This window comes from Halomarina halobia (assembly GCF_029338575.1).
GTDB classification, from domain to species: Archaea; Halobacteriota; Halobacteria; order Halobacteriales; family Haloarculaceae; genus Halomarina; species Halomarina halobia.
Genome location: NZ_CP119995.1, coordinates 38,487 through 55,136 on the forward strand (window position 1 = coordinate 38,487; position 16,650 = coordinate 55,136).

General features: G+C 65.0%; 19 protein-coding genes. 16 read left to right on the top strand and 3 right to left on the bottom strand.

The genetic code is table 11. The features are described from left to right. Window positions 1-78: 78 nt before the first annotated feature. From P1K31_RS21730 to P1K31_RS21760, 7 genes are all read left to right on the top strand, one after another. Window positions 79-3,312 carry a phage/plasmid primase, P4 family gene (locus P1K31_RS21730; protein ID WP_276306860.1) on the top strand — a complete coding sequence of 1,078 codons (3,234 nt, stop codon included), beginning with the start codon at window positions 79-81 and terminating at the stop codon, window positions 3,310-3,312. A 1,448-nt stretch (window positions 3,313-4,760) separates the two neighbouring features. After that, window positions 4,761-4,916 (top strand): hypothetical protein, encoded by a 156-nt coding sequence (locus P1K31_RS21735; RefSeq protein ID WP_276306861.1) that lies wholly within the window; start codon window positions 4,761-4,763, stop codon window positions 4,914-4,916. A 191-nt stretch (window positions 4,917-5,107) separates the two neighbouring features. Further along, window positions 5,108-5,650 (top strand): hypothetical protein, encoded by a 543-nt coding sequence (locus tag P1K31_RS21740; protein WP_276306862.1) that lies wholly within the window; start codon window positions 5,108-5,110, stop codon window positions 5,648-5,650. 167 nt (window positions 5,651-5,817) lie between these two features. Beyond that, window positions 5,818-6,150 carry a hypothetical protein gene (locus tag P1K31_RS21745; protein ID WP_276305545.1) on the top strand — a complete coding sequence of 111 codons (333 nt, stop codon included), beginning with the start codon at window positions 5,818-5,820 and terminating at the stop codon, window positions 6,148-6,150. Further along, window positions 6,147-6,644, top strand: coding sequence for a hypothetical protein (locus tag P1K31_RS21750; RefSeq protein WP_276305544.1), 498 nt, complete (start codon window positions 6,147-6,149; stop codon window positions 6,642-6,644). The genes P1K31_RS21745 and P1K31_RS21750 overlap by 4 nt, the downstream gene beginning before the upstream one ends. Beyond that, window positions 6,641-6,850: a hypothetical protein gene (locus P1K31_RS21755; RefSeq protein ID WP_276306845.1), complete on the top strand. Its 210-nt coding sequence runs from the start codon at window positions 6,641-6,643 to the stop codon at window positions 6,848-6,850. The genes P1K31_RS21750 and P1K31_RS21755 overlap by 4 nt, the downstream gene beginning before the upstream one ends. Window positions 6,851-7,122: 272 nt before the next feature. Further along, entirely contained in the window at window positions 7,123-7,338 is a 216-nt protein-coding gene (locus P1K31_RS21760; RefSeq protein WP_276306846.1) for a hypothetical protein, read from the top strand. A gap of 543 nt (window positions 7,339-7,881) precedes the next feature. Here the strand turns inward: P1K31_RS21760 and P1K31_RS21765 are convergent. Next, complete coding sequence (locus P1K31_RS21765) at window positions 7,882-8,037, bottom strand: hypothetical protein (RefSeq protein ID WP_276306847.1); 156 nt, start codon at window positions 8,035-8,037, stop codon at window positions 7,882-7,884. After that, complete coding sequence (locus tag P1K31_RS21770) at window positions 8,024-8,611, bottom strand: DUF8118 domain-containing protein (RefSeq protein WP_276306848.1); 588 nt, start codon at window positions 8,609-8,611, stop codon at window positions 8,024-8,026. The genes P1K31_RS21765 and P1K31_RS21770 overlap by 14 nt, the downstream gene beginning before the upstream one ends. 195 nt (window positions 8,612-8,806) lie before the next feature. Between P1K31_RS21770 and P1K31_RS21775 the strand changes: the two genes are divergently transcribed. Genes P1K31_RS21775 through P1K31_RS21790 form a run of 4 tightly spaced genes read left to right on the top strand, consistent with a single transcriptional unit; the run spans window position 8,807 to window position 9,884 of the window. Beyond that, window positions 8,807-9,049: a hypothetical protein gene (locus tag P1K31_RS21775; protein ID WP_276306849.1), complete on the top strand. Its 243-nt coding sequence runs from the start codon at window positions 8,807-8,809 to the stop codon at window positions 9,047-9,049. Beyond that, window positions 9,042-9,338 (top strand): hypothetical protein, encoded by a 297-nt coding sequence (locus P1K31_RS21780; RefSeq protein ID WP_276306850.1) that lies wholly within the window; start codon window positions 9,042-9,044, stop codon window positions 9,336-9,338. The genes P1K31_RS21775 and P1K31_RS21780 overlap by 8 nt, the downstream gene beginning before the upstream one ends. 1 nt (window position 9,339) lies before the next feature. After that, window positions 9,340-9,732 carry a DUF7718 family protein gene (locus P1K31_RS21785; RefSeq protein ID WP_276306851.1) on the top strand — a complete coding sequence of 131 codons (393 nt, stop codon included), beginning with the start codon at window positions 9,340-9,342 and terminating at the stop codon, window positions 9,730-9,732. Then, window positions 9,708-9,884: a hypothetical protein gene (locus tag P1K31_RS21790; RefSeq protein WP_276306852.1), complete on the top strand. Its 177-nt coding sequence runs from the start codon at window positions 9,708-9,710 to the stop codon at window positions 9,882-9,884. The genes P1K31_RS21785 and P1K31_RS21790 overlap by 25 nt, the downstream gene beginning before the upstream one ends. 42 nt (window positions 9,885-9,926) lie before the next feature. Here the strand turns inward: P1K31_RS21790 and P1K31_RS21795 are convergent, their stop codons facing one another. Then, complete coding sequence (locus P1K31_RS21795; protein ID WP_276306853.1) at window positions 9,927-10,175, bottom strand: hypothetical protein; 249 nt, start codon at window positions 10,173-10,175, stop codon at window positions 9,927-9,929. An 854-nt stretch (window positions 10,176-11,029) separates the two neighbouring features. Here P1K31_RS21795 and P1K31_RS21800 point away from each other — a divergent pair. The 5 genes from P1K31_RS21800 to P1K31_RS21820 all read left to right on the top strand — a co-directional run bounded on the left by P1K31_RS21800 (window position 11,030) and on the right by P1K31_RS21820 (window position 16,275). After that, window positions 11,030-11,560: a hypothetical protein gene (locus P1K31_RS21800; RefSeq protein WP_276306854.1), complete on the top strand. Its 531-nt coding sequence runs from the start codon at window positions 11,030-11,032 to the stop codon at window positions 11,558-11,560. Further along, a complete protein-coding gene (locus tag P1K31_RS21805) occupies window positions 11,557-12,249 on the top strand; it encodes a relaxase/mobilization nuclease domain-containing protein (RefSeq protein ID WP_276306855.1) in 693 nt (230 codons plus the stop codon). Before P1K31_RS21800 ends, P1K31_RS21805 begins: the two co-directional genes overlap by 4 nt. 8 nt (window positions 12,250-12,257) lie before the next feature. Next, window positions 12,258-13,946: a type IV secretory system conjugative DNA transfer family protein gene (locus tag P1K31_RS21810; protein ID WP_276306856.1), complete on the top strand. Its 1,689-nt coding sequence runs from the start codon at window positions 12,258-12,260 to the stop codon at window positions 13,944-13,946. A gap of 1,931 nt (window positions 13,947-15,877) precedes the next feature. Then, window positions 15,878-16,102 carry a hypothetical protein gene (locus P1K31_RS21815; protein ID WP_276306858.1) on the top strand — a complete coding sequence of 75 codons (225 nt, stop codon included), beginning with the start codon at window positions 15,878-15,880 and terminating at the stop codon, window positions 16,100-16,102. Further along, complete coding sequence (locus P1K31_RS21820) at window positions 16,099-16,275, top strand: DUF7563 family protein (protein ID WP_276306859.1); 177 nt, start codon at window positions 16,099-16,101, stop codon at window positions 16,273-16,275. Before P1K31_RS21815 ends, P1K31_RS21820 begins: the two co-directional genes overlap by 4 nt. Window positions 16,276-16,650 lie beyond the last annotated feature (375 nt).

Sequence of the window (16,650 nt, forward strand, 5' to 3'; positions counted from 1 at the left end):
GGGGGGTGACGGCCGGCCACCGCTCGCGTTCCGACCCGCCGCTGTCCCCGAGCGCCTCAGCGACTGCGGGTGGTCGGCGTGACCGTGTTCGAGGCGGTCCCGGAGCGGCTCCGACAGCGCGCGCAGTGGGTGTGCTGGCGGATCGAGCATCGCGACGGGGAGGAGACGAAGGTTCCGATCAAACCCTACGACGAGCGTGCTGACGGCGAGGCGGACCACCCGTACGCCGCGTCGACGGATCCCGACACCTGGCGCTCATTCGAGACGGCCGTAGCGTACCACCGCGACGGTCGTGAGCGGACGGACGGCGTCGGCTTCGTGTTCGCCCGGGACGACATCGTTGCGGGCGTCGACCTCGACGACGTCCGTGACCCCGACACGAGGGAGGTCGAACCGTGGGCGCGTGACGTCATCGAGCGCCTCGATTCGTATACGGAGGTCTCCCCGTCGGGGACTGGCTATCACGTCTACGTCGTCGGATTCCACCCGGGCGACCGGAACAAGGTCCCCCAGGACTCGACGCTCGAGGCGTTCGAGTCGAGTGAGCTGGAACTGTACGATGACGGCCGGTTCTTCACGGTGACCGGCGAGCAGGCGACCGAGTTCGACGTCTCGCCGGCCGTCGAGCAGCGCAACGGCGTGGTCAAAGACCTGTACGCCGAGTACATGGCTGCTGGCGAATCAGAATCGGCGGCGACGGGTTCGACGGCACCGCCGCCGGACCTCGACCTCGACGACGAGGAACTCCTGGAGAAGGCGCGCGCCGCCGAGAACGGCGAGAAGTTCTCACGGCTGTACCGTGGCGACGACTCGATGCACAGCAATGACACGAGTCGTGCTGACCTCGCCTTCTGTTCGATGCTCGCGTTCTGGACCGGCGGGGACCGCCACCAGATGGACCGCATCGTTCGGAACTCCGGCCGGATGCGGGCGAAGTGGGACGAGCCCCATTACGCCGACGGCACGACCTACGGCGAGGGAACGATCGACGAAGCCCTCTCCGGCGTGACGGAGTTCTACTCACCGGGAAGCCAGACCGCGCCGACTCCGCCCGCGATCGTTGGTGAGACGGCACGAGACGCCGAGACGGACGGCGAATCCGATGCTGCCGATGACGATGGAGCCTCGTCATGGGAGCACGTGCGCGGCGTCTACGCGAAGCCTTCGAACGTCCCTGGCTGTGAGAACAAGTACGCCAGGAGTGAGGCGGTCGACCTCCTCCTCGCCGATCACGCCTTCGCGACGCCGCGAGACACCGACCATCTCCACTACTACGACGCCGAGACGGGCGTCTTCGTCCGCAACGGGGAAACGTACGTCTCGGACATACTGAAGGCGAACCTCGGCCCGCACTACAGCCGGCACGAGCGAAACGAAATCGTCGACCAGCTGAAGGCGACCTGTCGCCACACGCGCGACGAATTCAATGCCGGCGCGGCGGACGCGCCGCTGCTCTGCGTGGCGAACGGCGTGCTCAACTTAGAGACGCGCGAGCTCGCCGACCACTCGCCGGCGTACCTGTTTACGCGCCGGATCGCGGCCGCGTACGACCCTGACGCGGCCTGTCCTACCGTGGACGCCTTCCTCGACGACATCACGAAGCGCGAGGAGGACAAGCGGACGATGCTCGAGATGGTCGGACATGCGCTGTGGCCGCGCTACGACTACGAGAAGTTCCTCATCCTCTTCGGCAAGGGCTCGAACGGCAAGACGACGTTCTTCAACGTGGTCACTGACCTCCTCGGCGCGGATAACGTCGCGGAGCACGAACTCCAGTCGCTCGCCGAGAACCGCTTTGCGACGGCCGACCTCTACGGGAAGCTCGCGAACATGGCGGCGGACATGTCCGGTGCGAAGGTGACCGACGTGAGCAAGCTGAAGGCGCTCACCGGTGGCGACCGGATCATGGCCGAGCGGAAGGGCGAGCAGGGCTTTTCGTTCCGGAACACAGCGACCCTCATGTTCGGGGTGAACCAGCCGCCGGCGTTCGGCGAACGGCTTCACTCGATTCAGCGCCGCATCGTCCCGGTACACCTCCCGTACAACTTCACCACGGAGGCGGACGACGGCAATCCGGACGCGAAGAAAGAGGGCTTCGTCGAGTCGATGACGACCGACGAGGAACTCTCCGGCTTGCTGAACGCGGCGCTCGACGGCCTCGACCGCCTCCGCGAGCACGGCGACGTGAGTCTTCCCGAGACGGGCGAGGAGCGCCTCGAATACTACGAGAAGTTCTCCGACCCGATTAAGCAGTTTCGCGTGGAGTGTCTCGACAATCAGCGAGGGTACGAACTCCCCAAAGCGGTCGTCTATCAGACCTACGTTCGGTTCTGTGAGGCGAACGACTTCGCTCCCCGTGATCAGCGCGTCTTCTGGCGCGTCCTCGGCCAGACCACCTTCACCGTCGACGAGTACCGCCCCCGCGTCGACGGCGAGCAGATCCGGACGCTTCGCGCGGCGACGCTGACCTCCGAAGGGGCACAGCACATCCCGCCGACGATGGCCCACCAGGTCACCCTCCCGTTCGACGATATGGCTGACGTCGACGACACCGACCGTGATGACGACGCTGACGGGGACGGGGACGGGGACGGCGACGGTCAGCCAACTGAGCGGTCGACGGTGCACGACGAGACGCCGCTCGCCGATCTCTCGGTCGCGGACGGCTATACGACGGTCACCGTCGAAGTGCTCGGCTTCGAGGAAAACACCGCCGAACGCGGCCCGGCCTACTCGGGGACGGTCCGTGATGCGACCGACATGGTGGACGTCATCGACTTCGCCGGCGTCGCGGAGCTGGCCGGCCTCGAGGCGGGCAAGTGCTACCGGATTAGTGGGACGAAATTAGAGATTCACGACAAGTACGGCCCACAACTCACCTTCAGCGAATACGCGACCGAGGTGGCCGAGATTCAGCAGGGCGTCGGGACGACTGAGCGAGGTGACCGCGGCGCGAACGCCGATCTCGCAGAGAGTACCGACGCGACTGATCAGGCGGTTACGGACGGGGGCGCGACCGCCTCCGACACGCCTGACGCCGGGGGTACGACCGGGGAGGAGACCCCTCCAGAATCGCCTGACGCGTCGAGTGCGGTCCCTGACGATGCGACGTCGACGCGTGCCGACGCCGTCCGTCTTCGCGAACTTATCGAGCAGGCCGGATCGGACGGTCGGCTCCCACGAGGGGAGTTGCTGGCGAAGGCCACGCAGTGGCGGGGGATGGACCCCGAGACGGCAGAGACCGCGCTCGCCACGGCGCTCACCACGGGCGTGCTTCAAGAACCAGAAACGGGCGTCTACGAAGTAGTGTAGCCGGCTTGACCTCCCCCCTCGTCCTCCTCGACGGGGGGACGCGGACGCCACGGCGTCCGTCGAGGGCGAGAGTCCGTCGAGTGACATCCACCCTGCCGTAACCGGCGGAGCTTCCCACACACTGGGAAGCCAGTCAGGCAGGTGTCAGCGGCGACGACCACGACGACAGCCTCGCGGCTGCCTCGACGCCCATCCAGACGTTCGTCGTAGCTTCGCCCGCGCGCGCAACGAGACCTCCGTCCGAGTAGGCCGAGAGCGTCACCTGGTGGCGGACGGGAGCCGACCAGCGACGCGTCCCTCACCGAACTGACGGAGACTGAAGGACGCCCCTCCTACCGACGCCCTCGGCGTACTCCTTCACCGAACTGACGGAGGCTGAGGGAGCGCCGACCAGACGCCGACAGAACGAGCTGGGAAGTGGACATCGGACGGTGCTCACAGTGAGGAGGATGCCGACGGCGAGTGCCGAAGCGCGCGGCGCGCATGATGTACCCACGACCAACAGTCATGAGAAGCGAGGTGAGTCAATTGAGTCAATCTGAGTCAATGTCAGGAATGGTACATTGACTCACAAAATCGCCACACTGCGGAGGGGTGAGTTGGAGTGAGTCAATTGAGTCAATCAAATCGCGTTTGCTCGCTTACTAACTATGGGTATAATCAGAGAGTAGGCCGAGACATTGACTCAATTGACTCACCCGTCTCAATTCCACTGCCGTCTTGTGGTTTTGCTGAGTCAATGCCGACCCCCACCTATTGACTCACATTGACTCAACCGACTCAGCGGACCACGCCCGTGACCACCGGGTCAAACGACCCCGCCGACCAGCAACGGCACTCGTCGATCCTGTCCACGCTCCCCCGGCGGTCTCTCCGGGGGACGTCTGAGGAGACCCCATAGCAGCATGCGACGAACACGAACGCTGGTTCTAACCCCGACCGCTCTTTTCCTCGCTGTCTCGCCGCTGCTCAGAACTTTCCAGCTCCGACCGTCTACAGCGTCTACATTCCCCTCGGAAATCAGTACAGTGTAGACGGTCACTTTTTCGAGTTCTCACCACCGTCTACGCGAATTCACAAGAATGAGTGGGTTCTCTACCCTGTTTTCTGGAGGCGTGGACGGTGTAGACGGTCCCTCCACTAAACTCGCATAGAGTAGCAGAAAACGAGGTAGTATACGCTCTAATAAAGAAGGTAGGGGGGGGCCCCCGTCTACAGCGTCTACACTTCTCGTGTGTCTGATAGGACTCCGCCGATTGATGAGTGGTGTCCGCGGTCTCCACCTGAAACGTATGCGCCCGTGCTGAGTGGTTCGCCGAGAACGGACGTTCTGTCCACCGATATTGACGTGTAAATTTACCACACTGATCAGAAGGTTCTTGTACCTATAGATCTTATAGACGAGTGAACACACCGCATCCGTCCGTCGATGCCCTCAGTCCAGTGCTATGCCCTCGAATTCGAGCCATACAACGATCGCCGTCCAGCCGGAGACGCGTGACGCCCTGTTCTACCGGAAGCGCCCGGGCGACAGCTACGAGGACGTCATCCGGCGGCTACTGGCCCACACCAACCGGGCGGGGGCGGAGTCCCCGAACTCGTGATGACCTCCGGCTGTCGTGCCTCCGGAGCGAGCAGGATGCACGAACGGGGCTGGTGTTCCCCCGATACCGTCTCTGTGGTTTGTAGCATCGTCGGATGGGCGGCGGGGTCCGCCGTTCATCCGGCCGCACCGACTCGCCGCAGTCGACGGCCTGCTCCACGCCGTACCATTCCATTCATCCATCCATCCATCATGACCGACGCATCTCCCACCACCGACACCCCCGAGACCGACAGTAGTGACGCTGACAGCGACGTGATCGTGTTAGGCGCGCCCACGGCGTTCGCCACGATCGGCGACCCGACGGACCCCGACGGTGAGCGCCTGATCGAACTCCCCGAGCCCGACCCAGGCGAGGACGTCCGACGGTTCGAACTCCCCGCGGCTCAAGCGGATGCTGCCCATGCCCTGCTACGAAAGCACCCTCGCGTCACCGTGCTCTCGAATCCGACCGAGCGCGATCTCTCGAACGTCAAATCCCGCATGGACCTCGAGAAGGAGTGGCAGGAACAACAGGCGCGCAAGCACCAGCGCCGCCGTGAGAAGCAGGGACGGCACGACCCGGCGGAAGACCGCCCGGCCAACCGGTGGAAACTGATGGTCAACGCGATCTATGATCGGCTGGTTGCGGCGGGAGACGAGGAGGCAGCGGCGCGCCTGCGGGACACGCATCCGCTACGAACGCAAAAGCAACTGGCCGACCGCCTGGCGGTCGACTTGGAGGAAGAGGGGTAGCCGGCGTGGCGTCCCCCTCTTCCTCCTCGCCGGCTTCGTCCGGTTCGTCTGCCTCGTCTGCTGCGGCGCTCGGAGTTGTAGAGGGTAGTACTGAGCCCGATTATTCGAGCGTTGACCTCCCCTCGAAAGCCCGGACGGAGTACAGTTACGTCGAACGGCGCGCCGAATTGCTACAACTCGTCGAAGAGGCGGGCCACCCCGCCGCACTCAACCAGACGGAACTCGCCGAGGACTACGGCGTGAGCCAACAGCAGATTAGCAAGGACTTCGCCCGGATCGCCCGCCACGTTCACGCTCGGCTCGTCGATCGTGACCGACGGGCGTTCACCGTCGAGGCCGTGGTGTCCCGTGCGATCCGGGGGCTCCTCGATAACGAAGAGTATCGGAAGGCGGCGAAGACAGCGATGGACTACGACGAGTGGATCACCGAGTTCCACGATCTCGACGTGTTGGCCGACCGCCTCGAGCGCCTCGAAGCACAGCAGGAGGGCCAGCGGTGACCCGCCGGTCGAAACGCGGCCTCGAGAAGCGCCTCGACCAGCTCGAAGACCAGTCAGAGCAGACGCCGGAGCTCTGTTTAGTATACACCCCGCTCTCAGTGTCCGACCCTCTCAGCACTGCAATACAGACGGATTGGCACGCCCAATGTGCTCGTGGGAACGCTCCGGGGTTCCTCATTATGACGTCCGGGGTGATCGCGGAGTTCCGCGGCCGGCTCTCCCGCGCGTTGTACGATCTCCGAGCCGAGACGGGGGTGTACATCCCGCAACCGACGTTCCTCGAGTTTCTCCACGGTCGGGTGGAGGGAGACGTCCCGCTTGGCGACGAGGGTGTCCGTGCATTCTTCGAGCAAGCGGCCATCACGGCAGACCACGTTGATCGCGTCTGGGATCGGACGGTCATGGCAGCGTCGCCGGACTATCCAGCGTATGGTCCGCTCGCCGGCGCCTCCGGCCACGATTCCGACCGTTCGATCGTGGAGGGGGGAGCATGACGCGCCGATCGAAACGCACCCTCGAGAAGCGCCTCGACACGCTCGAGCCGTCCCACCCCGACGAGGAACGGATCTTCGTCGCGATCATCGGTGGCGACGACGACGCCCCGACCGGGTGGCTCTCGCCGGCGGAGTACGAGCGCCACTACGGCGACCTGCCGGAGAGCGAGTTTACGTACAGGATCAATCCAGGTGATCGGGAGTGACCCGCCGATCGAAACGTGACCTCGATCGGCGGCTTGACGCGCTCGAGCCGTCCCACCCCGACGAGGAACGGATCTTTGTTGTCAGGATCGGGGGCGATCCTGAAACACCGAGTGGCTGGATGTCACCGGCGGAGTACGACCGCTACTACGGGCCAGAGGGCGAATTCACCTCTGATTCCGGTCTCACGATCGAGCCTCCCGCGACGTCGACGTGGCACGACGGCTCAGCCCCCCGAGGACTCCAAGACCGCCGGTGATAGATAATCAAGCACATGTCCAGCAAACGCGATCTTGAGCGGCGCATCGACGCCCTGGAATCGCCCGAACTCGCCGACGGTATCGACTCCGATCTCCCCGACTACGGTGGGTTCGACGTCATCTATGGCGACGAGGAGCGAGACGACACCGCAGAGGGCTACACGCTGGTGGCGGACGGCCAGTCACGCAGAGGCACGGCGTGGGAAATTTGGGCCCCTCCCGCCGATTGAAGCGGCCGACACGAGCGACTGACGAAGCAGCACCCCGCCCCGGCGGCGGCGAGGTGCGCGGACACAGGTGGGGATTGAAGGATCACCGCGTCAGTGGCATGCCACTGTTACACCCTCCCCCGGACGACTGGCCCGGGGGACCGGTCTGCGCTGCACGACTCGGAAGCTACCGGGCCGGTCTCGCGCCTCGACGACGCACACCGGCCGCGGTGCGTCGCGTCATCGGCATCCGTACGCAAGCGCGGCAGCTGCCACGCTCCCCCGTCGCTCGTTAACTCATTGATAATTGGTTGTATATAGCACGCCTCCGGTATAGTGATTTCGTGAGTATCTGAGTAACAAGATGTGCTGTCGTCGGGCTCCGAGTGGTATTGTCCTGCGTCTCCAGCAGCTCCGGTTAGCACCGGCTTATGCCGGATAATTCGGTAACTTACAATGTCACTGTAGCGTGGATGATCGGCCGTCGCTGACTGTGAGTAAGGGTCGGTGACGCCGCAGAAAAGGTCATACCTATAGAGGCGGGGGACGGCCCCCGCGCTTTCGTTAGGACTGTTCGGCCGAGCGACAGTCGGGACAGAGCGCCCGCCGGAGCGTCTCGCCCTCGACGCGCACGCGGCGGACGTCCTCCTTGATCTCGCCGCAGGCGTCGCACGCCTTGAACATCACGCTCGCCCCCGTCCCCATGTCACGCTCCCTCATTGGTCTCGGTCGGACAATCGGCCGCGTGGAGGAGAGCGTTCCGGCCGCCGAGTGACATGAGCAGCTCGCGCCCGCAGCCGTCGCAGCGGACGTAGCGCTGTCCGCCCTCTGCGGGCGGCTCGACGTGGTACGTGTACTCACCCTCACCCTCGTCCTCGCCCTCGAGGACCTCGCCGTCATCGCCGGCGACGATGAGCCCGCCGTCCGTCGCGACGGCCGGATCCTGCTCGTCGTCGCCCGTCGCTCGGTCCACGTCCTCGAGCGCCTCGACCAGCAGCGGATCCATCGCGTCGCGGTCGGCGTCCGCGGGGACGTCGCGAGCGCCCGTCTCGAAGGCCACCCGGCGGGCGTGCTTGCACGTGACGCCGCGGTACTCGTGGTCCGGACAGGTGCACGCGCCGGTGCGTGCGTCGACCGTGTACTCGTCGCCGCCCTCGCCGTACACGAGGTAGAGGTCGGGGGCGTCCTCGACCACCAGCAGGTAGTGCGTGAGGGCGCGCACATCGCGCGGGTCAAGCTCCAGGTCGAGGTCATTGTCGGTACGTTCTTCTGCCGCAGTCTCGTGTGTCGTCATGGGTGTTACCGTGCAAGACACCCCAGCCCGCGCGGTGTGACGCGCGGGCGTTTCCTCCTATCGAGTGAAACGCCCCGAGGGACCGGTCTGTCTCTACCTATAGCTACTACGTGGAGTAACATAAAGATTACTCTCTGGAGTAGCGATACTCCAAAGGGTAATGTTTATCGCGGAGGAAACCGCATAGAGTAATGTATGCCAGCACCGAACCCGTCCGCCATGCCGGAAAAGACCTACCGCGCCCTGCTCACCGACCGTGAGATAGAGATTCTCGCGGGGGACGCGGACGTCTCGGACAGTTACCGATACCGTGTCGTCGCCCGCGTTCGAGACAAGATCGAACGGATCGGCGAGGTTGACCTCCCCATCCTCGACGAGCACCACCCCACGCTCGGCGATGAACTTCGGGAGGCCGTCTGTGAGGACGACGATGGGTAACGACAATGTCGCCGAGGCGGTTGAGCGGCTTTTCGACGCGCTCGAAGACCTGAACCGTGTGCACGGCCAACGGGAGGAATTGGCGTCTCGGGACATAGAAGCGCTCGCTGAGAAGCGTATCGGCGAGGATGTGAATTTGTCCGACGTGTATGCACCACCGGACGATGGACAACTTTGGATGGCACTTCGTCACGTCGACGCCGCCCGGGAGGCAATTGCGCAAGAACTCGAGGAAATATCTCCTCGGCTCGCTAAGCAGGGTCTACACGAAGACCGCGCCGACGAGTGAGATGCCAGACGATGCCCCCCGAGAGTATGATAAAGCGTTCACGACGCCGCTCGAGTACCGCGTGCGCCGCCGGCTCGGGATCGACGTCGAGCGTGGACAGGTGCGGCGGTTCGTCGTGCAACTTGAGTACCTGCTCGATCCTGACCGCGAGGAGTGGGCGACGGTCGTCCGCTACGATCACGACGCCGACGGGAGTGCTGAAGCGACGCACGACGTTACCGAAGAGGGGCTGCATATCGACGTCTACCGCGAGGGGGAGAAAATCGACAGTCACGAACTGACGCCGCCGCTCCCGGCGAACGTCGCGCTCGATGCCGCCGAAGACCACTTAACTGAGCACATGGAAGGATACATACGGAGATTTGAACAATGGCACGGGATCACGAGCCGGTAACGGACGCCGAGATCGAGGCGGTTCGCGACGCGATGCGTGAGCAGCGTGATGAGATTCGCGACTACCTCAAAGGCGAAGGCGTCGACGTCCGGGCGTGGGAGCGCGGGCGGGCGCCCTCCCGTGCGGATCGCGAGTCGGCTGACTCCGACTGAGTCTGCAGGGGAGACAGTGAACTACCCCACCCTACCGCTCGCCTAACGGATCCCTTCTGCGGAGACCAGCTCACCGCTGTCGGTCGTCGTGATGAATCCCTGCTCGAGCGCCTGCTCGATCGCCGCGTCTACCTGTGCCGGGGAGTGGCGGTTTCGGTGGGTCAGGATCTGCCCGACGCGGAACGGCTCGATACTGACCGGCTGTGGCCCGCCCGTGTTGTACTCGACGACTCGGGCCACCTTCGCGGCGAGAGCATCCCGGTCGGTCTCCCGCTCACCGTCGTTGTGCATACCGGCGGTTCGGTCCCCACGAACACGACCGTTCCGCCCGTCGGATCACGAACGTATTCGGATCCGGCTCGACCCCCACAGCCGGCACAGCGAAGGACCAGCGGAGCGCGGGTCCCAGTCCGCGCGGAGCGGCCGGAAGCGGGGGCTTGCCCCCCGACCCGGAAGCCTGAGCGTTACCCCCGACCGGAGGGAGGGGGGCGTCCGGCGGTGGCGGTGACGGTGCGGTGCGGTGCGATGCGGTGGCGGTCGTCTCGCCGCTCTCGCGTCGCGTGTCGTGTCGTCGGCCACCGCCTCGACGCCCCGCACACCGCGTTTCTCTCGGACGGCCTTACATAACTACCAGCAAGAGACGCCGGTATCGTGGGGCCATGATGTGCGATTACTCGGAAATCGCTATACTGCGCCGTGGTGGGGGTGGGTCCACGAGCACAGAGTAGTTCTGTTATTTGTGAGGGCGGGCCTGTCCGCCTCGATCAACTCCCGTCGGCGCCGGACGTCCCTGTCCTCGAGCACCGACGACCGGCCTGTCAGTCCCACCCGCGTCACGCAGGGCGTCCTCCCGAACGCGTCGCTCTGTCTGTCAGTCCTGAATTCACTTTCACCGTACCGGTGATCTACTTAATACAAGAGGTGTAACAGAAGTGTGGTGGTAGTACCACAGATGGAAATCAGACGACGACAGCCGGATTCACCACCGAGTGCGGTGGTTCTTAAACTTGCCAGGCCCACCCCACGCCGCCACGAAGGAGTGAATCCCACCGACGACAGCCGGCCGACTGACCCTCGTTCTCAACACGCCCGGCCGGATCCGGGCTCGTGTCGACGACGTGACCTCCCGGAGGTGTCGCTCCCCCGTGGCGCGTGACCAGCGGCTCACGCTCTACGTGGGGAAGGGCGAGAAGGGTCAGATCGAAGAGGAGGCCGACGAGCGCGACCTGAGCGTCTCGGAGTACCTCTACCGCCTCGTCCAAAAGCAACGCCAGAGCGAGGCCGCAGAGCGCCTGATCGAGGAGAGCGAGGCGGAGCGGCACATCGAGCAGCTGCTCGCCGACGGCCGTGACGAACTCGTGGCGGTGGCCGACGACGTCCGCGACCTCTCCGCCCGGGGGAACGTGTACGCGATCGCTCTGTGGGAGCTTCTGAAAACGGAGCATCCCGACACGGAACGCCGGGAGGCACTCTCGACGGCGGCGCGGCGGCTTCGCATCCCCGTCGAGGAGCACCCTGACCTCCACCCCGCCGACGTGGACACCGATGGAGACGCCGATAGAGACGACGGCGGAGACGTCGACGAGGAGGGAGCCAGCGAGGGCTCCGGCTTCGGCGCGCTCCGTGATACCGATTCGGGGAGCGGTGGCGGTGAGGGGGGAGGTGACGAGTTGTGACGACGTTCTTTCAGACGTCGCATCGCCACGCGGGCTGTGGCGATCTCCTCGCGTATATCGAGCGCGACGCCCGTGATGACCTCCGGAACCACCGGGGCGAGCCCCTGACTGACGAGCAGCGGGCGGCGATGCTCGCACACTCAGAGCGCCACGAGTTCACGCGAGATTTCATTCTCTCGCCGGAGAACGGTGAGCGCCTCTCCGACCGCGAACTGTCGCTTCGCACCCGCCAGACCATGCGTGAGTTCCTGGCCGACCGGCCCAATACCGTGTACGCCTACGGGATCCACCGCGACACCGAGCACCCGCACGTGCACGTCGCGATCGCCGGCTCGCAAAACTCGCTCTACATGGACCTGGACGATATTCGCGAGACGCGTGCGCGCGCGGATGAGCACTTCGTCGAGCGGGGGCGCGAGCACACCCTCCGCCGGGACGTCGCTCGTCCCCGGCCAGAACGTACGGATCGAGCACCGGAACAGCACCAGCACCAAGAACAGCACCAGCAGCACCAAGCAATGACACACAACATGGACACGAGTGACCCCGACCGGGGAGCCGACGCGCTCGAGGCGTCGCTCCTCCGGGCGGAACGACAGCAGCAGGCAGAACAGACCACTGAGTACACGCGAGCGCAGGAGCAGGAGCAAGGCCGCGAGTCGGAGCACGACCGCGGGCGGGGGGTCTGAGGGAGATGATGGAACTCGTCACAGACCTCGCCTCGACCGTGCTCACCGTCGCGGCACTCGGCTATCTCGGCGTGTCCGTATCTGACTTTGGGTTAGGAACGCGATTCAAACCCCGGCTTCGCGAGCGCTGGTGGCGCCTCTCGACGATGCAGCGCCGCGCCCTCCTGGGTGGCCTGCCCGTCCTCATCTACGTCGCCTGGGGCGCACCAGCGGCCGTCTGGAGCCTCATCCTCATCGGCCTCGTCCTGGGGTGGCGCCGGCTCGCCGCGACCGTCCGCCGGCTCGTCCGCCGGCAGGCGTTCACGCGCGCCGCTCGCCAGGGGTTCGTCCTTCCGATGGGGGTCGGCCTCACCGGCGGCGGTGCCAGTGGCCTCGTCGCTCGGGTTGCCGCACTCCCCATTCTCGGCCGGCTCGTCGACCTCACGGCGGCGACGATCGAGCGGCCCACCAGTATGCTCGCGCTCGGCACCACCGGCTCCGGCAAGACCGAGGTAGGCAAGACGCTCGTCTGGCAGCTCACCGACGCCCGTCGGGGTGACGAGCCCATCGTCGCCTTCGATTACAAGACTGACTACCAGGACTTTCTCCGGGAGGTCTGTGGCGAGGACGCCGTGATCCGCGTCTCCGCGTCGGGGTCGACGCACATCTGGAACGTGTTCCAGGAGGTCGACGACGAGCGGGACTACCGCGAGCTGGCCCGGGCGCTCTTCCCCGCCGACGGCGACGGTAGTGCGAAATTCTTCGAGCAGGCCGCGCGTGACGTCTTTCGCGCCACGTGCGTCGCCCTCGATCGCGAGTACCGCGAGGATCCCGACGTCACGCTGTCGAACGCCCTACTCGCACGCACCTTCCGGGAGTTCTCACGCGAGGACCTGTATGAGGCGCTCTCAGAGCACGGCGACATGGCCGCGGCGACGTCCGCGCTCGATCCCGACGGCTCTCGCCAGTCCGTCGGCGTGTACGCCACCGTCCAGCAGCGCGTCGCTGACGTCTTCGTCGGCGACTTCGCGGGCGAGGCTGCGGCCCGAGCCGACGAAGCTGCGGCTGCGGCTCCAACGCACACCGCCGACGCGGAGATCTCCATCCGCGAGTACATGCGCAACCCACAGGGGCGCGTGCTCGTCCTCGATTTCCCGCAACGGCAGGGCCAGACCGTCGCGCCCATCTTTCGGTTCCTGGTGGATCACGCGGCGATGCACGCGCTCGACGACGCCAGTCGGGGGGCGTACTTCATCCTCGACGAAGCGACGCGCATCCCCGGGCTGCGCCGCCTCGACGACCTCGTGAACCTCGGTCGCGGCCAGCAGGTTCAGGTGCTCTTGACGCTGCAGTCGGTGAGTCAGCTCTTCGCGAACTACGGGAAGGAACGCGGGACGTCCATCCTCTCGGGGTTGGTCTCGCGCGTGATCCTCCGGCTCGGTGACGAGGCGTCGATCGACTACGCCCGGACGGTCGTCGGCACGGAGTTCAAGACCTATACCAAACACGTCGAGAAAGACCACGCCGGCGATTTCTCGGTCACGAAGCGTCGGGAGCTGAAGGAGGAAGAAGAACACGCCTTCGCCCGCGGAGAGTTCACCCGCTGGAATCCCGGCGTCGGCCTGTTCATCGGCCGCACCGGGTGGCGGTATGGCTACTTCCCCATGTTGGACGATCAGCTCGCCGTCGAGATCGACGAGGCGCACGCCCGGACGTAAGCGAGGACGGGACCGACGCAACGTTTTTTCCGAGGCGTCGCGCGCGCGGGGAGGCGACGGCGGCGCTGTCGGTCGGTATAGCTATAGCGTGTAGCTATACTCATTCGTCGGCGGGCTGCCCGTCGACGTTCGGCATCGGATCTTAACCAACAACCGCGGACGCCGTCGTGCACGTGTTGGTTAAGCCGCGCGCAGGACGCCCCCGTCCCGTCACTCGTTGTTCGTGCGCGACGACGACGACCGACTCGAGGAGGAGCGCGACGGCCGCGCCGTCGAGGCTTCTGCCGCCGCCGCCCGCTCTGTCGCTCCCGCTGATTCTCCGCTCGGTTCCGGCTCCGAGGCGGGCTCTGGCTCCGTGACACGCGCCGCCTCCGACGACGACGACGACGAGGGCGAGGACGACGAGGGCATCCCGGTCAGCCACCACTTCGCCCGGGTGACGATCCCCGCCTGTGCCTTCCGCTCGGCGATCGACTGCTCGCGCTCGACCGCGCGGACCAACTCGTTCGATGCATCGATCCGTGAGTTCGCTGCAGCAAGCTGTGAGCGGAGTTCATCGGTCTTTCGTCGGAGTGCGTCACGCTGCTGCGCGAGTTCATCACGCTCTTCAGCGCGCTCGAATATCAGCCGCACAGCCTCCGATTTCCTCGCTCGCCCTCTTCTGGCTCCTCACGAACCCGCTTGAGGTACGCCTGGTGACGCTCCTCGAGCGAGGCGGTGATGCGTTCCATACCCATCGCTTCCACACGCCTGCTGCAAAACGATGCGTCAGACGAGCGGCTGACAGCCACCCTGCAGCAGACTGCAGCGCGCGCTGAGTGAAGTGTAGTACCGTTCGTCACGGATTCTACATGGATGCAGCACTCTGTATCGCAACATACGGTATATGCATCACGCCGGACCGTCCCTTCCCCCGCCTCGTCCACCGGTTCGCCCTCTACACGTCGAGCGCGCGACATACAGGCGGTCGCGCCCGCCGACCGTCGTACGCGTCACTGCCGACAGACCGGGTTTTGAAAACCACCAGACGGCGCGCGGATAGGTCTTAACGATCAGAGCGCGCTAAGCCCTCATAGACAGTAACTCTGTGGTTAACTACCAGAACAACCGAATGACTTACATCGATGCGGTGGCTTCCGTCAGGCAACCCGGAGACAGAAGCTACTGGATCGTCAGGCAGTCCGGAGACAGGAACCCGCTGCATCGCCGCACCGAGAGAACCACGCGCGGCACAGATGCGAGGAACACACACCACCCTGTAAAAGCGAATAGACGTATCTATACAATTCCGCCGAATTGGCGGCTGTCTGTGCCATTTTCCACAACATCTATAGGTGACTGTAGTGTAGAATGGAATAGACACGAGCCACGCCCGGCCGTGTCCGCAATCGCCAAGCGTCAAGCAATGGTTCGGCCGACGCGCCGCGGGGTTGCAGGTGGACTTAACTCACCCACCATCGAAATGCGCCCCGTGGCGTTTTACGCCATTCTGAAAAAACAATGAACCAATAGCTACGGCTGGCCTTTTTAGAGACACATTGACACACAGTTGTGTGCTTTTAGCGCATCGTACGGCTGATCGTTCACGCTGAGAGAGGTACAGGCGCCGGTTGGTCACCGGACAGGGAGTGACACAGCACACAACTATTTATCACTTGAATTCGTAGGGGAGAGCAACCGACGCGCTTCCGGTGAGTCCCGGAACGGTCGGCCGGACCATGGCGATAACCAACGCCCGCGGAGACGTCGAGGTTTCCGCACACGACAGCGAGGGACAGATTAGCAAGCAAGCGTCTCTGAGCGACGCGAGCGCTCCGGAGGGGAGCGGGGGCAAGAGCCGTGTCCGAACGGGAACGAATTTTGCGACGGCGTCGACGGCGACCAGCTTCCGTGTTGGGAATGCTTCTGTGCCGTGGAGGTCGGCGAGTAAGATGTCGCCGACTCGTTTCTACGCAGGGGGGCGCGACCGGACGGACTACGAGCAGTCGCCGTCTGGAGGGTATCGACTGGTCTACAGCATCTACGAGTGCGACGCGGCGAATTGCACGGCGTCCACGGCGGTTGAGATCGACGCCGATCCGCGCGACGTCACCCACGCCTGCGAGAACCACACGCTCGAGGAGTTCGAGGCGATCGCGGAGGTGAAGGTTAGATGAGTCCGCGCTGCTCGGGGTGCGAGGCATACGTCACGCGGGAGTACGTCCGGGTCTTCGGTGACCCCCGGCGGGGCAAACTCGCCGCTTGTCCGGCCTGCAGCACGTTTCACGAGCGGACGCTCGGCGTCACCTATCCACGCGGGGACGCAGACGCCGGTGAGGTGGTCCGATGACCGGGAGCGGCGACACTGCCGGCGAGCGTGACGACGCGATCAAAACGCTTCATCGGCGTTTCGGGTGGTCACAGTGAGGGGGGGTGACGGCCGGCCACCGCTCGCGTTCCGACCCGCCGCTGTCCCCGAGCGCCTCAGCGACTGCGGGTGGTCGGCGTGACCGTGTTCGAGGCGGTCCCGGAGCGGCTCCGACAGCGCGCGCAGTGGGTGTGCTGGCGGATCGAGCATCGCGACGGGGAGGAGACGAAGGTTCCGATCAAACCCTACGACGAGCGTGCTGACGGCGAGGCGGACCACCCGTACGCCGCGTCGACGGATCCCGACACCTGGCGCTCATTCGAGACGGCCGTAGCGTACCACCGCGACGGTCGTGAG

Excerpts from the sequence above, each read along its gene's own strand:
- P1K31_RS21735 (WP_276306861.1), top strand. The coding sequence starts at position 4,761 with ATGCCCTCGAATTCGAGCCATACAACGATCGCCGTCCAGCCGGAGACG.
- P1K31_RS21740 (WP_276306862.1), top strand. The coding sequence starts at position 5,108 with ATGACCGACGCATCTCCCACCACCGACACCCCCGAGACCGACAGTAGT.
- P1K31_RS21755 (WP_276306845.1), top strand. The coding sequence starts at position 6,641 with ATGACGCGCCGATCGAAACGCACCCTCGAGAAGCGCCTCGACACGCTC.
- P1K31_RS21760 (WP_276306846.1), top strand. The coding sequence starts at position 7,123 with ATGTCCAGCAAACGCGATCTTGAGCGGCGCATCGACGCCCTGGAATCG.
- P1K31_RS21765 (WP_276306847.1), bottom strand. The coding sequence starts at position 8,037 with ATGAGGGAGCGTGACATGGGGACGGGGGCGAGCGTGATGTTCAAGGCG.
- P1K31_RS21770 (WP_276306848.1), bottom strand. The coding sequence starts at position 8,611 with ATGACGACACACGAGACTGCGGCAGAAGAACGTACCGACAATGACCTC.
- P1K31_RS21775 (WP_276306849.1), top strand. The coding sequence starts at position 8,807 with ATGCCAGCACCGAACCCGTCCGCCATGCCGGAAAAGACCTACCGCGCC.
- P1K31_RS21780 (WP_276306850.1), top strand. The coding sequence starts at position 9,042 with ATGGGTAACGACAATGTCGCCGAGGCGGTTGAGCGGCTTTTCGACGCG.
- P1K31_RS21785 (WP_276306851.1), top strand. The coding sequence starts at position 9,340 with ATGCCAGACGATGCCCCCCGAGAGTATGATAAAGCGTTCACGACGCCG.
- P1K31_RS21790 (WP_276306852.1), top strand. The coding sequence starts at position 9,708 with ATGGCACGGGATCACGAGCCGGTAACGGACGCCGAGATCGAGGCGGTT.
- P1K31_RS21795 (WP_276306853.1), bottom strand. The coding sequence starts at position 10,175 with ATGCACAACGACGGTGAGCGGGAGACCGACCGGGATGCTCTCGCCGCG.
- P1K31_RS21810 (WP_276306856.1), top strand. The coding sequence starts at position 12,258 with ATGGAACTCGTCACAGACCTCGCCTCGACCGTGCTCACCGTCGCGGCA.
- P1K31_RS21815 (WP_276306858.1), top strand. The coding sequence starts at position 15,878 with ATGTCGCCGACTCGTTTCTACGCAGGGGGGCGCGACCGGACGGACTAC.
- P1K31_RS21820 (WP_276306859.1), top strand. The coding sequence starts at position 16,099 with ATGAGTCCGCGCTGCTCGGGGTGCGAGGCATACGTCACGCGGGAGTAC.